Raw genomic sequence first — 15,204 nt, forward strand, 5'->3', positions numbered from 1 at the left:
TTTTATTCCAAGGCCACTTGATTATTATGAATTATTCATAATAAAATAGTTATCAGGCCCGTTCACTGGGCACTATTAGAACAAGCGCCACGCACTCTCGTCGCGCGACACAAATCAGAAAGAAGAACACTATGGCAGTTCTGACCATCGGCGACCAGTTCCCCGAATACGAGCTCACCGGCGTTGTCCCGGGTAAGCTCGCTGACATCGAAGCAAACGCCCCCGAAGACTACTTCACCACCGTATCCTCCGAGGGTCTGGACGAAGACACCTGGCGCGTCGTCTTCTTCTGGCCGAAGGACTTCACCTTCGTTTGCCCCACCGAGATTGCTGCATTCGGCAAGCTTGCTGACGAGTTCGAGGCACGTGACACCCAGGTGATCGGCGTTTCCGTTGATAACGAGTACACCCACTACGCATGGCGCCGCTCTCACGAAGAGCTCGTGGACCTGCCCATCGTCATGGCATCCGACCTCAAGCGTGAGCTGGTTAGCGCACTGGGCATCCTGAACAAGGACGGCGTTGCAGACCGCGCAACCTTCATCATCGATCCCCACAACACCATCCAGTCGGTCTCCATTACCGCTGACTCTGTCGGCCGTAACACCGACGAGGTGCTTCGCCAGCTGGACGCACTGCAGTCCGACGAGCTGTGCGCATGCAACTGGAAGAAGGGTGCAGAGACCATCGACGCATTCAAGGAGATGAAGTAATCCATGAGCATCGATAACCTGCGTTCGGCTCTGCCTTCCTACGCGAAGGACATGAACCTCAACCTGTCCTCTCTGCCCCGCATCACCTCCCTGTCCGAGCAGCAGCTCTGGGGTGCAATCCTCGCAACCGCAGCAGCAACCAAGGTTGACTCTGTTGTTGTTGAGATTGCTGCAGAGGCTAAGGAGCACCTGAGCGACACCGCTTACGAGGCTGCTCTGGGCGCTGCAACCATCATGGGCATGAACAACATCTTCTACCGCACCCGTGGCTTCCTGAACGGTGCATACGATGACCAGCGCGCAAACCTGCGCATGCAGATCATCGGCAAGAACGGTGGCATTGAGAAGCTGGACTTCGAGATGTTCGCACTGGCAGTGTCCGCAGTCAACGGCTGCTCCCACTGCGTTGAGGCTCACGAGCACACCCTGCGTGAAGAGGGCGCAACCAAGGAACAAGTCAACGACCTGATCCGTATTGCTGCAACCCTCGGTGGCGTGGCACAGGGCATTCAGCTGGCTGAGGCACTGGGCTAAACCCACTAAGCGTTAGAGCTTACACAGAAGCGGCGCATCCACCCATCACGGGTCGGATGCGCCGCTTCCGCTATGCCCTCAAGCCCCGGCCTTCAAACAGCCTTGATACAAGCGCCTCTTAACTAGGAGCAGAGGCGGGGGCGGGTCTACAATAAATCGGTGCCATTTCAGGTACGCGCACAGGCAGACAGAGCCGGATGCGGTGATAACGTCGTCACCCGACCCGCCCACCGTGCGCGCCTTACCCGCACCCCACAGCACACGTATCACGTACGCAGGAGAACGCCCATGCACGAGCTCTTTGACCCGGACCAGGTATTCCGCATCGTCGACATTGCCGCCGTTGTCGCTAACGGCCTGCTCGGCGGTGCTGTGGCGCGCGCCTTCCGATTCGACATTGTGGGCTTCCTGCTGCTCGCAGTCGCCTGCGGTATGGGCGGCGGTATGATCCGTGACATCCTACTCAACTCTGGTCTGCCGGTGGCACTCACCGACGGCGGCTACTGGGTAGGCGCTATCGGCTCCTCAATTCTGGCGTACAGCATCGATTTGAGTGCCCGCTGGGCAACCCGAACCATGCTCGTCATCGACTTCATCGGTATGGGTGCGTGGGCGGCAACTGGCACCATTAAGTCCCTGAACCTGGGTCTGCACTGGCTGCCCGCTATTGCACTGGGTGTGACCACCGCGGTCGGCGGCGGCGTTATCCGTGACATTATGGTCAACCGCATTCCGGCAATTTTTGGTGGCAACTCCCTGTATGCGACGGTCGCGTTTGTGGGGGCCGCCGAGACCGCCCTCGTGACTGGCCTATTCCACCGCCCGAACCTGGCGATGGGTCTGTCCATTCTGCTGTGTTTGGTGCTGGGTGTACTCGCCCACGCGAAGAATTGGCAACTGCCTACCACTCCGGCTGAGCTACGTGTGCCTCGCCCGCGTCTCTTCACTTTCGGTAAGCAGGAGGACCGCACCACCGTTGCTAATGAGGGCTGGGCGCCCGGTGCTCCACTCACTGAGCAGCTTGAGGTGATTAATGCTGAGCAGTTGGAGGAGTATCGTCGCTCTAAGGGACTTTCAGAGTAAAAACCAATATATGCTGTATATAGAATGTGGGCTGGTTTCTGCTGATCAGATAATCATCTGATGAGCAGAAATCAGCCCACATTTACTATATGCAGTACAACTAAATCGTGTACTCAGTGCTGTCATACACGGTCAAGAACTTACAGATACGCTCATCATCCGAAGCAAAGAAACCGGTCGGCTCACCGTTATAGCGTAGGGTACCGTTCTCCAGGAACACGATACGGTCCGCGACCTTCTTCGCAAACGCCATATTGTGCGTCACGATAACCAGGGAGCGGCCTTCCTTCGCCAGCTGCATGAGCACGCGGATAACCTCCGCCTCCAGCTCGGGATCCAACGCACTCGTCGGCTCATCAAAGAGCAGGTAGGAGGGTTCCAGTGCCAGGGCGCGGGCAATCGCCACACGCTGCTGCTGGCCACCAGAGAGGGCGTCCGGGTAGGAATCCACCTTGTCGGCAAGACCCACCTTCGCCAGCAGCTCGCGGGCACGCTCCTGAGCCTCCTGAGCACTCAGGGTGCCGTTGAGGGTCGGGGCGAGCGCCACGTTCTTCAACGCCGTGTAGTTCGGGAACAGGTTGAACTGCTGGAACACCATCGCAGAACGGGAACGAATATCACGCATCTGCACGTCGGTGAGCTTCTGGCTGTAGTCCACCTGCGCACCGTCAATGATGAGCGTGCCAGACTGCGGGGTTTCCAGCAGGTTCAGGCAACGCAGCAGAGTCGACTTACCGCTACCGGAGGGGCCCAGAATAACCGTGGTTTCACCGTCGGGGATATCCAGGCTAATGTTCTTGAGCACCTGCGTCTCACCGAAGCTCTTCGATAGGGATTCAACGCTAAGCATTGTTGCTCCTCACGTAACGGTTGCTGTACTTCTCCAGCGCCGACTGTGCGGCGGTCAGCAGAGTGAAAATCACCAGGTAAATGATGGCGACCTCGGAGTACATTGCCAGCGGCTCGAAGGTACGCGATGCGATCTGCTTACCGGTCTGGAACAGGTCAACCATCGAAATGACCGACACCAGCGAGGTGCCCTTAATCAGGTCAATGAAGTTGTTGCCCAGGTTCGGCAGAGCGATACGCACCGCCTGCGGAATGACCACGTGGCGCAGGGTCTGCATGCGGGTGAAGTTCAGGGTTGCCGCCGCCTCGAACTGGCCACGCGGAATAGCCGCCACCGCGGAACGGAACGTCTCCGCCACGTACGCGCCGGTATGTAGGCTCATCGTGATGATTGCGGCACTCCACACATCCAGGGCGATCCCGACCTTCGGCAGACCATAAAAGACGATGAACAGCTGCACCAGCAGCGGGGTACCGCGGAAAACCCAAATGTACACCCACGCCAGCCAGTTCACCGGTGCGAAGCGGCTCGTGCGCGCGCCCGCAGACACAATGCCCACCAGCAGCGCCACCGCGAAAGAAATCAGCGACAGCGGAATGGTCACTGCCAGGGTCGAACCCAGCAGCTGGGGCAGGGACTCAGCCCAAAGATTCAGGTAGCGTTCCATAAACGGAACTCAGCTCCTTTAATTAGTTCTTCGGGGAGAGGTCTTCGCCTACGTACTTCTCGTAAATCGCCTTGATGTCACCGTTCTGCAGGTGATTCTTCAGCGACTCGTCGATAGCATTACGCAGGGCATCCTGACCCTTAGGCAACAGGATGGAGGAGTTGCTGCCGGTGCCCAGGTCACCGGAGAGCAGGCGCAGGTTAGCGTCCGGGTGCTCCTTGAAGTACTCAGCGAAGGACACGGAGTCGTTCGCGGTCATCTCTGCACGGCCCGAGAGGACCTGCTCGATAGCCTCATCAAAACCGGAAACAACCACGATTGAGGCGCCCTTCGCCTCCACCATCTTGCGGAAGTTCGAGGTCTCAGACTGCGCCGAGGAGTGACCGGAAATCTCGTTCACGTTCAGCAGGGAAGAATCTTTCTTCACCGCGACCTTCGGTTCGGAGTACAGGTAGGGGACGGAGAAGTCATACTTCTGCTTACGCTCATCGGTTGCAGAAACGTTGTTGATGACGATGTCGTAGCGGTCAGCGCCCACGCCGGCGATTAGGGAATCCCAGGGGGTTTCGGTGAACTCTGCGGTGACGCCCAGGTCCTTAGCGACCAGGTCGATGATTTCCTTCTCGAAACCGACCAGGGTGCCGTTCGAGTCGTGGAAGGAGAAGGGGCGGTAGGTACCCTCCAGGCCCACACGGATCTTTCCGGCAGACTTGATAGCCTCCAACTTGTTGGTACTGGATGCGGTGCTGCTGCCATTGGAGCCGCACGCTGCGAGCAGTGCAGCTAGGCCTGTGAATGCGGAGCCTGCGAGGACAGTGCGGCGGTTAATCATTGCGGACATGTTGTTCTTCTTTCGTGTGGTGGTTGATGCTCTTGTAGTTGCGGGTTGTCGCCCTGCGGTAACCCGGGGGCATCATGCGGTGTGTCCCTCTCTGCGGGTGCAACGCTGGCTATCGTACAGCTATTCCCGGTAGGAAAGAATTCAACGTAACATTCCGTCACAATCTGTGAGAGAGGAAAACCCGGCGGTCGGTACGCGTGTGTGCTGTGTGCCGGCCGCCGGGCTCCACACTAGGATACCGGTTCAGCACCCCAGAACATAGAGGTAAGGTTTACCTCAAAGCTGAACTGCTCTCCACAAGGGGCGATGCTAGGCCCTCAATCTCACCCACAGCACACCGGATGCTCCACCGGGCACAGATAAGGGGCGCGCCCGGGAGTCACCCCGGGTACGCCCCTTATCGTTCAAGCACTGACAAGCACCTAATTTTTGTAATTACAAGCTACAGCGGCTTATACAGCACAGGCTGCTTACTTCGACAGCACCTGACGCTTCGAAGAAATCACGCCCGTGTTAAAACCAGCCAGGTGCAGACCACCGTGAAAACGCGCATGCTCAATCTTCACGCACTTATCCATCACCACGTTCAGGCCGGCAGCCTCACCAATCGCGGCAGCCTCCTCACTCCAGGAGCCCAGCTGCATCCACACGGTCTTCACACCCAGATCCACAGCCTCCTGAACCACACCCGGCAGGTCTTCATTACGGCGGAAAATCTCCACCAAATCCGGGACCTCCGGCAAGTCCTGCAGCGACGGGTACACAGGCTGACCCAGAACCAGCTTGCCCTTTGCCGCCAGAATCGGGTTCACAAAGTACAGCTTGTACGGTGACGCCGACTGCAGGTACGTCGCCACAAAGTACGAAGCACGCGAAATCTTATCGCTCATACCCACAATCGCAATCGTGCGGGTATTACGCAGAATGTTCAGACGCTCAGGGGCGGAAGGACCCACCCAGGTACGCTTCTCAGTCATTACTTTTCCTCCTGAGTGGTAGTAGGCAGGGAGCAGGACGCGCCAGCAGCGTCCTCGGCGGCCTTAGCAGCGGCAACCGCTTCCTCAGCCACCACAATCTTGTCTGCGCTGGACTCTCCAACACGCTCGCCAGCGTGGTTCAGACCGGTTGCGTAGGTTAGCGCCTGGTCCAGGTCCCAAATGATGTCTTCAACGTCTTCCAGACCCACCGAGATACGGATCAGGTCCTCACCGACGCCAGCAGCTTCAAGCTGCTCACGCGACAGCTGCTGGTGCGTGGTCGAACCCGGGTGCAGCACCAACGTACGGGAGTCACCAATATTCGCCAGATGGCTTGCCAGCTGCAGGGCGCCAATGAACTCGCCACCGACCAGGCGGCCGGATGCCTTCTCGGTCGCCTTCACACCGAAGGAGAACACGGAACCGACACCCAGCGGCAGCAGCTTCTTCGCGCGCTCGTGGTGCGGGTGGTCGGGCAGGCCAGCGTAGTTCACGTAGGCGATACGCTGATCCTCAACCAGCCAGGCGACAACCTGCTTAGCGTTCGCCAGGTGCGCATCCATGCGCTGCGGCAGGGTCTCAACACCCTGCAGTAGGTTGAACGCGGCCTGCGGGCTCAGCGACGGACCGAAGTCACGCAGCTGCTCAGAACGCAGCTTAGTGAGGAAGCCGTACTCACCGAAGTTACCCCACCAGGACACACCATTGTAGGAAGGAACCGGCTCGGTCATGGACGGGAAATTGCCGTTACCCCAGTTGAAGCGACCGGACTCGACGACGATACCGCCGAGGGTGGTTCCGTGACCGCCCAGGAACTTGGTGACCGAGTGGATGACGATGTCCGCGCCGTGCTCGATGGGGCGAATCAGGTAGGGGGTGGACAGGGTTGCGTCCACGACCAGGGGGATGCCTGCCTCGTGTGCGACCTCTGCGAGGCCTTCCAGGTCGGCAACCTCACCGGAGGGGTTCGCCACGATTTCGGTGTAGATTGCCTTGGTGTTCTCGGTCAGTGCCGCCTTGTAGTCGGCGGGGTCGGTTCCGGGAACGAAGGTGGTCTCAATGCCGAAGCGGCGCAGGGACACGTCCAGTTGGGTGACGGTGCCGCCGTAGAGCTGCGAAGAAGCAACAATGTGGTCGCCCTGCTGACACAGAGCCGCGAAGGTGATGAACTCGGCAGCCATACCGGAGGCGGTTGCTACCGCACCGATACCGCCTTCGAGGGAGACGATGCGCTCCTCCAGCGCGGCGACAGTGGGGTTGGATAGGCGCGAGTAGATGTTGCCGTACTTCTGCAGGGAGAAGAGGTTCGCAGCGTCGTCAGCGTCTTTGAAGACGAAGGAGGTGGTCTGGTAGATAGGGACCGCGCGGGCACCGTGCTCAGCGTCGGGGGTGCCGCCCGCGTGTAGTGCGCGGGTGCGGAAGCCGAAAGTGTGTTCAGCCATTGGTTTGCTCCTGGTGTATCTGCTGTATCTGCCCGCCTGTGTGCGGGGAGTCGATAGTGGCTCGACTTTATACTGTGCCACCGGCGGCGGGGTGCACCAAGTGCGGGTACCTATATGTCGTTTATTGCGGATTATGACGGGGCATCATATCAGCCGTCATAACAACTTCTGTTATGACGGCTGATATGATGCGCGGTCAATGAGACCGATAAAAATACCCAGTTTTAGCCTGCTTTTCCGGGATTTTCAAGATTCTAAGAGTGATGAAGATACCGCATCATATCAACATCATCGCAGGATCATAACAACATCATGACAAGTCTTGTTATGATGCTGTTATGACCTTGCTATGACGTTCACCAAGAAGTAGCCATCGGGAGCATACATGGAAACAAACACCGCCGAACTCATCGAAAACCTACGCCGTAGCCAGGCTGAAAACGGACAGGTAGAAGTCAAAGCTGCAGCTGGCGGGTTCCCCAAGTCTGTTCTTGAAACCGTTAGCGCCTTCGCTAATGGAGACGGTGGCACCATTCTTCTCGGCCTCACCGACCCGACAGAAGGTCTACAGCCGGTTGAAGGTTTCAACGCACAGGCAGTCCATGATGCATCTGTTGAGGCAATCCGTTCCAAGATTACGCCTCGACCTCCGGCAGATATTCACATTGAGCCAGTAGAGGGCCAGCGCCGTATCGTGCGCATCGATGTACTCCCCGGCGACCCGACGCAGAAGCCCTACTACATCGAAGCACACGGCATGTATAACGGCTCCTACCAGCGTGTTGGAGAGGCCGATATTCGCCTGACTAAGTACGAGATTGACCGCCTCCTAGAGAACCGCAGTCAGCCCCGCTATGACGAGGAGCTGATTAGTGAGGCAAGCTTCAAAGACTTCTCCCCCACCCTTGTGAGTGCCTATGTCGCTCGCCTGCGCGAGGAGCAGCCTCGTGTTTTTGCGGCGCTTTCTGACCGTGAGGTTCTTCTGCAGGCACGCATTCTACGCATCGATTCTCAGGGCCGAGAAGTGCCCACTCTTGGAGCGCTTCTCGCTATGGGTTCATACCCGCAGGCGTTCTTCCCACAGCTGATGATGAGCGTTGTTGTTCTTCCCGGTGAAGAGCTTGGTGAGGTCACCGAGGACGGTCGACGTTTCCTGGACAATCACAGCTGTACCGGCCCTATCCCCTCCATGTTGGATGAAGCTATGGGCGTTCTGGTTCGCAATATGCGCAAAACATCCACGATGGAGGGCCTCAACAGCAGCGGTATCGGGCGGGTTGAGCGCTACGAGTATCCGCTGGAGGCTATCCGCGAGCTCCTGGTCAACGCCCTCATGCACCGCGACTACTCCCCTGGTGCGCGCGGCTCGCAGGTGCAGGTTGAGCTCTACACCAACCGCCTGGTGGTGCGTAGCCCGGGTGGTATTTACGGTGCTGTAACTATCCGAGATTTCGGTCAGCCCGGTGTTTCTTCAACCCGCAATAGCTACTTGGCAAGCATTCTGACTGATCTGCCCGACCCGGGTACGGGGCGTTTGATTGCAGAGAATAGGGCTTCCGGTATTCCCACGGTTCTGCGAGCGCTGAAGGATGCGGGTCTGCCCGCTCCCCAGTTTGCTGACCGTCTACTCTATGTGCAGGTCACTCTGATGCAGCCTCCGCAGGGTGTGTCTTCTACGGAGCAGAAGACCGCGCCTGAGGATAAGATTCAGCAAGTAACCCCTTCCGAAAACAAACATTCAGCCGACACCGTCGAACTGGCGGGGGCCTATGCGTCGCTTGACGGCCTCAGTGAACGCCAGGCCGGCATTGTGCGCGGTCTGCGTGCACAGGGCGAGGCGGTTTCCGCGGCATTTATCCAGGAGCATTGGGGGCGGGGCGCTTCACGTACTTCCATTACGAATGACCTGCGCGGTCTTGTGGATGCGAAGCTGATTGTCCCGACGGCTCCGCCGCGTAGTAAGAACCGTAAATATCGCGCTGCTTAGACGTGCCCGATAAAAGGTACATAAAGGGGAGGGAAATAGAGCGGATATTCTCTATTTCCCTCCCCTGGTGCGTAGCTAGCCGAGTCAGTAACTAACCGAGGCGGCGTTGAAGGCAACCCCGGCTTAGCGGCAGGGCTTTAGCCGCAAGCCCACTCAAAGACGACCTGCGAGAAATCGCGGGCGGCAAGCGCCTCCGGAGTAATCAGCCAGTTTGCCGCACCGGCATCACCCCACATCACGTACACGCCCTCCTCTGCGTCCTCACCCCACTCCGATTCGATGGTCAGCAGGTTCACAGTGTGGCCGCGCAGCTCCTCGAACTCATCGCGCGGATCCTCCTGCACGAATGAAGGGTAGCCGCCGATATGCGAGTAATCCCTCTCCTCCGATTCGAAGGGCTCCAGCAGGTTGTAGGAGGCGTCATCTCGTGCATTCGGTTCCTTAGGAAGCTTCTGGTCCGGGTACATTTCATCCCAGGCGTCAGCGAACTGGTCGTAGATTTCGAAGCCACCGTCCAGGAAGCCCTGTTCCCAGGTCTCGAAGGCAAGTGCGTACTCGGCAGTCTCCTCAGAAACACCCTTACCATCAGGTCCCAGAGGCCAGCCGCCCTCGTCCCAGTCAACGTTGGGGAAGAGAGCATCCGGGTTCGGCTCACCCAGAGTCTCGTAGTAGATAACGCGGTGGTTCTTCTGCGAGAGCGGCTTCTCGTAGTCGTAACCCCACAAGCATTCTTCGTCATTGGGATTAATCCAGAACTGCAGCAGACCGGTCGCCGGGTAGATATTGTTTTCGGGCAGGTCGGCGCAGTTAATCTGCGCAATCATGCCCAGCGGCTCCCCCTTCTCATTGGTCGGCGGCAACTCGCCGGCGGGCAGGTACGGGCGGCCATCAATTTTAGAAGCAGTCTGAGGCAGCGGCGCTTCGGGGCGGGTTACCTTCAGACGGATCGCCTGCTTGCGGGCGCCACGCTCGTTGAGTGCGTCGATGACGCGGCGTACCTGCGCCAGGGTCTCTTCTGAGGGCTTGTTCCTCGGCATGATGTGTTCGTTTCGTCGGTGAATTATTCGGTGTGGAAGGCGCGGGCAACGATACCGCTGCGCCTTTCTGCCCCCATTAGACCCTATTTCGGGCGGGCACGCACCGATTCCGGTCACGAGTGCATCCAGCGGGCAAAAAGCAGGTGCATGGCGTGCAGAAAGCGCCGATTCCGGCCGCATAGGAAAGCACCCGGTTTTCTGTGTTTTACGGGCGGTTTCAGAATTTTTCAGAATTTTCCCAGTTTTACCCCGGGGTAGATTAAAAACTGCTTATCGTGTCAGGGGTCGCTCATAGAGTGTAGGTGTTGGAAGGGACGATCCTTCCGACCGGACACGCCGTCTCCTGCGGTGTTGCCGCTAGGTTAATTCAGCATCTACGGAAGGAACGGTCATGGAAAACACCACTCACGAGAGCCAGTACGCAAACGCAGAGATTTCCTGCACCGCAGATGAGCAGCTGTGCCGTGATGCAGAGTTCAACCTGCTAATGCAGGCGGGCACCATCGTTCGTATGGAGCGTTTCAACGTGGAGGAGCTCCGCGGCGTTCTGAAGCAGCTGGTGGCTGACGGTTCGTGCTTCCGCACCGCGCCGGTGTCCTCGACTATGGACCGCGTGATGCGTCACCTGACTCAGGGCGCTTCCGGTTACGAGGCGAACCTGGCTGAGCTACGTGCGGCGGCGCAGAACGCTCTGCTGTTCGTGTTCCCCCTGGAGAAGGACCTGGAGATGTGCCTGCGCTTTGAGCGTGTGCAGGGTACCGGCCTGGCGTTGACTCGCCTGGGTGTGAGCCCGGTCAATGGTGACCTGTGGACTCAGCACTGGGCGATGCGCGTGCTGGAGTGCACTGGCGGTGTGTTCGCGGTGGAGTCCGCTCCGGGGGCCTGCGATTTTGAGCTGCACCACAAGGTGTTCTACGCGATGCTGTCGCTGGTTGAGCTGTCGACTTTGGGTCTGTCGGCTGAGCCGAAGGACTTCTACATGTTTGCCGATTCGGAGGCTGTGTATAAGAAGTTCAAGCGTGAGCGTCGTGATTGCCGCCGCGCAATGCGTGCCCAGTACGACCGCGCCGCATAAGGTATATCGTGTATGCCATATCCGGCATACACGCATATCAGAGCCATTTGTTCTTCTTAAAGAACCAGTAGAGGAGCAGACAAGAACCCACCATGAGCAACAGCGCGGCGGGGTAGCCGAACTGCCATTTGAGTTCGGGCATGACCTCAAAGTTCATGCCGTAGATCGAGCCAACGATGGTGGGCACCATGAGCAGCGCCGCGTAGGCGGAGATTTTCTTAGTGTCATCGTTCTGCTGCTGACCGAGCAGGGTATCGTGCACGCGCAGAGCGTTTTCGAGAGAGCTACGAAGGTCTTCAAGGCGTTCTTTTGTTTGTGTTACGTGGTCGAGCACGTTGCGGAATTGCCGGGCGAGCTCAACCGCTTCTTCATTCTTTTCTTCGTCGGATGCGCCCGGGTAGGGTGAGGGGTCGAGCGCACCGGTGCGCATGCCTTCGATGATACGGCCAATCATGGATTCGAGGGGTCGGCAGGCACGCTGGAAGTCGATAACCTGGTTGAGCAGTTCGTAGATGCGCTGGGCGAGGGTGTTGGCGTCTCGTCGCTCATTGGTGGAGAAGAGGATGTCTTCGATTTCGTCACTGTCGTTTTCGAGGCCGTCCAGCACGGGTGCATACCCGTCGACGGTGCTGTCGAGGATACGGTGCAGCAGTCGAGCGGGGGATGCGTCGGGGGTGGCGTAGAACAGGTTGAACTGGTCGTTGATGCGCTGGTTGTTGCGTTGTTCGTCGCGGACGAGTGCGAGGGTGTAGCGAGGGCCGGTGAAGAGGTGCAGTTCGCTGAGGCGCACTTCTTCTTCTTTGTCGAGGTAGATAGCGGGGCGGATGACGGTGAAGAGGGAGTCGCCGTATCGTTCTAGTTTGGCGCGCTGGTGGCCTCGTCCGGCATCTTCGATGGCGAGTTCGTGCAGATTGAAGGTTTCTTGCAGGCCGTACAGTTCGTAGATGTCGGGGTTGGCGTATCCGAGGGCGACAGCGGTGTTAGGCTGCTGGTAGGCGTTGAGGGTTTCTTCTTCGGGTGCGCCTATGCGGATACGGTCTCCGCTGGGGTAGATGGCTCCGGTAATGTAGGTCATCGTTGTCCTCCTCTGAACGCTTTTGCACCACGTGTGCGAGGCGCTCTTTCCAGCATACGGCACACGCCCTACCCGGTCACATGTACCGCGCGTGCACCCAGCATACGAAAAGCCCCCGGAAGGCACCTATAAGGTACCCTCCGGGGGTTCACGTATTTAGCTTATTAGATTAGTTTTCGTTGATGAGGTCGCGAACCACAATGGTCTGGTCACGATCCGGGCCCACACCAATCGCAGAAATACGGCAGCCGGAAATCTCTTCCAGCTTCAGCACGTACTTACGGGCATTCTCGGGCAGCTCATCCAGGCTCTTCGCATCCGAAATATTCTCGGTCCAGCCGTCGTAGTACTCGAAAATCGGCTTAGCGTGGTGGAAGTCAGTCTGAGTCATCGGCATCTCGTCGTGGCGCACACCGTCAACATCGTAAGCCACACAAACCGGGATCTTATCCAGGCCGGTCAGGACGTCCAGCTTGGTGATGAACAGGTCGGTGAAGCCGTTGATACGCACAGCCTGACGCGCCAGCACGGCATCGTACCAGCCGCAACGACGCGGGCGGCCAGTGTTCACACCGAACTCGCCGCCGGTGGTTCGCAGGAACTCGCCCATCTCATCGAACAGCTCGGTCGGGAAGGGACCAGCACCCACGCGGGTGGTGTACGCCTTCTGAATACCAATCACGCGGGAGATGCGGGTCGGGCCCACGCCCGAACCGACGCATGCACCGCCGGAGGTCGGGTTGGAGGAGGTCACGAACGGGTAGGTGCCGTGGTCAACGTCCAGGAAGGTTGCCTGGCCGCCCTCCATCAGCAGGGTCTTACCCTCGTCCAGTGCCTTGTTCAGCAGCTGGGTGGTGTCCACAATCATCGGCTTCAGACGCTCAGCGTATGACATGAAGTACTCGACGATTTCATCGACCTCAACGTGGCGGCGGTTGTAGACCTTCACCAGCAGTTCGTTCTTCTGGCGCAGTGCACCTTCAACCTTCTGGCGCAGAATCGACTCGTCCAGGATGTCCTGAACACGCACGCCGAGGCGGCCAACCTTATCCATGTAGGCGGGGCCGATACCGCGGCCAGTGGTGCCGATAGCACGCTTGCCGAGGAAACGCTCGGTCACCTTGTCCATGGTCTGGTGGTAGGGTGCGACCAGGTGTGCGTTAGCGGAAATCTTCAGGCGGGAGGTATCAGCACCACGAGCCTCAAGGCCGTCAATCTCAGCGAAAAGAGCTTCAGGGTTAACAACTACGCCGTTACCAATCACGGGGACGGCGTTATCGCTCAGGATACCCGCGGGCAGCAGCTTCAGCTCAAACTTCTGGCCGTTCACCACCACGGTGTGACCGGCGTTGTTACCGCCGTTGGGCTTGACCACGTAGTCTACGCGGGGTCCGAGCAGGTCGGTTGCCTTGCCCTTACCCTCATCGCCCCACTGGGCGCCCACAATCACGACAGCTGACATTTTTTGTGCTCCTTGAAAGCCTTGAAGATACGCACCGGATTTCACGGCGCGGCGGCGACCTACCGCCTCATGATCCGGGTAGGCACAGCTCTTCTAATGATACCGTGCCCACCCCTTTAAGTCCCGTGTAACGAGTCGATAGGCATGCCGAATACGGTGCCGGTGAGCTTCACCGAGCACGGCAACGCCCCCATCCAATATTCAGACGGGGGCGCTACCGATATGAGCCGTGAAGACTACTTGAGGATCTCGATGAAGGTCATCGGGTAGGTGTACTGCTCACCGCGGTTTGCAGCTAGAGCAGCCAGGCTGTGGAAGATAACCATCAGGATAGACACAACCAGCGGGACAACCCACAGGATGATGCCCAGGATGCCGAAGGTCACCACCATCAGCACCCAGGACGCCATGCTGATGAGCCACAGGGAGAAGTTGAAGTTGAACGCACGACGTGCCGATTCCTTAGTGAAACCGTAACCGGGCTTGTCCTTGTAGATGAACCACATCACCAGCGGTGCGAGAATACTTGCGGTTGCAAAAGACAGTAGCGACAGAATTGCAGAAGCCAGGTGTGTGAGCATCGCCATGTTCTGGTCATCCTTGGAGGAAACCACGTAACCGTTGGGCTGACCCGGCGCCTGCGAGTAGGAGGGTGCCTGCTGGGAGTACTGGTTGTACTGTTCAGGGTGCTGGGACATCGTTCTTTTCCTTAATCTATCGATGAGTGGATACAGCTAATCGTTGAGGCGCGGCAGCAGAATAACTCGCCGTTTTCGGCGGGTGCCCGCCTCGCTCTGCTTGGTCGCAACGCTTGTGATGGTTTCACCCTATCAAGGCAAGGTAAATGGAATATTAACCCTCGCCGGACAGCAGGCGAAGAAACCCGAATATGACAAGAAAAAGACGCCTCTGCCCCTCCACGCGGTGTTACGTGCGTGGAGGGGCAGGTCGTTATACGGTTCTGGGGCTACTCTGTTGTTTTGTGAATCCCTCGATGTCCGCGTAGCCATCCGGCCGGCGGTGTACACCAGGTAGTACCAGTACTCGGCATACCCCGTCTCCGCTGACGCAATCCCCGCACTCGGCGAATCCGGTGCATCCACCAAGGCGCTGCTGCTACACCTACACAACGGCACCGGTGACCTCTCCGGCACCAACGGCGCTAAGGGCAACCGCACCGAGGTACTGAACATCAAGGATCAGCAGACCGAGTACATCACTCCGTCCCGCTTCACCGATGTGAAGAACACCGATCAGTGCTACACCAAAATCTCTTGGTTGGCTCAGCATCGCATCACCACCGACTGCCTGGACGGCACCTACCGCCCGCTAGAGTCCGTGGAACGTGGCGGCTGACTTCGTTGAGCGCTATAAGAGCGTCTTTGAAAATCTAAGCCACTGATATTCCTTTGAAAAAGAAGTACCCCCGGCGGATGCTGTACGCATCTGCCGGGGGTACTT

General features: G+C 58.3%; 14 protein-coding genes. 5 read left to right on the forward strand and 9 right to left on the reverse strand.

Annotation, left to right across the window (positions count from 1 at the left end; all coding sequences use genetic code 11):
- Positions 1-131 precede the first annotated feature (131 nt).
- The 3 genes from QFX07_RS08045 (at position 132) to QFX07_RS08055 (ending at position 2,330) form a co-directional block, all read left to right on the forward strand.
- The gene (locus QFX07_RS08045; RefSeq protein ID WP_279741496.1) at positions 132-713 is read left to right on the forward strand and encodes a peroxiredoxin; all 582 of its coding nucleotides are present in this window, start codon (positions 132-134) and stop codon (positions 711-713) included.
- Positions 714-716: 3 nt separating this feature from the next.
- Positions 717-1,247 (forward strand): carboxymuconolactone decarboxylase family protein, encoded by a 531-nt coding sequence (locus QFX07_RS08050; RefSeq protein WP_279741498.1) that lies wholly within the window; start codon positions 717-719, stop codon positions 1,245-1,247.
- A gap of 288 nt (positions 1,248-1,535) precedes the next feature.
- Positions 1,536-2,330, forward strand: a complete 795-nt coding sequence (locus QFX07_RS08055; RefSeq protein WP_279741499.1) for a trimeric intracellular cation channel family protein — start codon at positions 1,536-1,538, stop codon at positions 2,328-2,330.
- Positions 2,331-2,430: 100 nt separating this feature from the next.
- Here QFX07_RS08055 and QFX07_RS08060 read toward each other — a convergent pair whose 3' ends face one another.
- The 5 genes from QFX07_RS08060 to QFX07_RS08080 all read right to left on the reverse strand — a co-directional run bounded on the left by QFX07_RS08060 (position 2,431) and on the right by QFX07_RS08080 (position 7,107).
- On the reverse strand, positions 2,431-3,180 hold the full coding sequence (locus QFX07_RS08060; RefSeq protein WP_279754978.1) for an amino acid ABC transporter ATP-binding protein: 750 nt from the start codon (positions 3,178-3,180) through the stop codon (positions 2,431-2,433).
- Positions 3,173-3,847 carry an amino acid ABC transporter permease gene (locus QFX07_RS08065; protein ID WP_012904266.1) on the reverse strand — a complete coding sequence of 225 codons (675 nt, stop codon included), beginning with the start codon at positions 3,845-3,847 and terminating at the stop codon, positions 3,173-3,175. The genes QFX07_RS08060 and QFX07_RS08065 overlap by 8 nt, the downstream gene beginning before the upstream one ends.
- A gap of 22 nt (positions 3,848-3,869) precedes the next feature.
- Entirely contained in the window at positions 3,870-4,688 is an 819-nt protein-coding gene (locus tag QFX07_RS08070; RefSeq protein ID WP_279754977.1) for a transporter substrate-binding domain-containing protein, read from the reverse strand.
- Between the two features lie 470 nt (positions 4,689-5,158).
- Complete coding sequence (locus QFX07_RS08075) at positions 5,159-5,665, reverse strand: CoA-binding protein (protein WP_279741505.1); 507 nt, start codon at positions 5,663-5,665, stop codon at positions 5,159-5,161.
- The gene (locus QFX07_RS08080) at positions 5,665-7,107 is read right to left on the reverse strand and encodes an O-acetylhomoserine aminocarboxypropyltransferase/cysteine synthase family protein (RefSeq protein ID WP_279754976.1); all 1,443 of its coding nucleotides are present in this window, start codon (positions 7,105-7,107) and stop codon (positions 5,665-5,667) included. The genes QFX07_RS08075 and QFX07_RS08080 overlap by 1 nt, the downstream gene beginning before the upstream one ends.
- 385 nt (positions 7,108-7,492) lie before the next feature.
- On the opposite strand from QFX07_RS08080, the gene QFX07_RS08085 reads away from it, so the two are divergent.
- On the forward strand, positions 7,493-9,094 hold the full coding sequence (locus tag QFX07_RS08085; RefSeq protein WP_279754975.1) for an ATP-binding protein: 1,602 nt from the start codon (positions 7,493-7,495) through the stop codon (positions 9,092-9,094).
- Positions 9,095-9,231: 137 nt separating this feature from the next.
- Here the strand turns inward: QFX07_RS08085 and QFX07_RS08090 are convergent, their stop codons facing one another.
- Positions 9,232-10,131, reverse strand: a complete 900-nt coding sequence (locus tag QFX07_RS08090; RefSeq protein WP_279741510.1) for a YwqG family protein — start codon at positions 10,129-10,131, stop codon at positions 9,232-9,234.
- A gap of 391 nt (positions 10,132-10,522) precedes the next feature.
- Between QFX07_RS08090 and QFX07_RS08095 the strand changes: the two genes are divergently transcribed.
- On the forward strand, positions 10,523-11,206 hold the full coding sequence (locus QFX07_RS08095; RefSeq protein ID WP_279754974.1) for an integrase: 684 nt from the start codon (positions 10,523-10,525) through the stop codon (positions 11,204-11,206).
- 37 nt (positions 11,207-11,243) lie between these two features.
- Here the strand turns inward: QFX07_RS08095 and QFX07_RS08100 are convergent, their stop codons facing one another.
- From QFX07_RS08100 to QFX07_RS08110, 3 genes are all read right to left on the reverse strand, one after another.
- Complete coding sequence (locus tag QFX07_RS08100; RefSeq protein ID WP_279754973.1) at positions 11,244-12,281, reverse strand: magnesium and cobalt transport protein CorA; 1,038 nt, start codon at positions 12,279-12,281, stop codon at positions 11,244-11,246.
- 169 nt (positions 12,282-12,450) lie between these two features.
- Positions 12,451-13,743 carry an adenylosuccinate synthase gene (locus QFX07_RS08105; protein WP_279741516.1) on the reverse strand — a complete coding sequence of 431 codons (1,293 nt, stop codon included), beginning with the start codon at positions 13,741-13,743 and terminating at the stop codon, positions 12,451-12,453.
- A gap of 236 nt (positions 13,744-13,979) precedes the next feature.
- Positions 13,980-14,441, reverse strand: a complete 462-nt coding sequence (locus tag QFX07_RS08110; protein ID WP_279741518.1) for a DUF4870 domain-containing protein — start codon at positions 14,439-14,441, stop codon at positions 13,980-13,982.
- Between the last annotated feature and the right edge of the window lie 763 nt (positions 14,442-15,204).

The organism is Rothia similimucilaginosa (genome assembly GCF_029850985.2).
In the GTDB taxonomy this organism is placed as follows: domain Bacteria; phylum Actinomycetota; class Actinomycetes; order Actinomycetales; family Micrococcaceae; genus Rothia.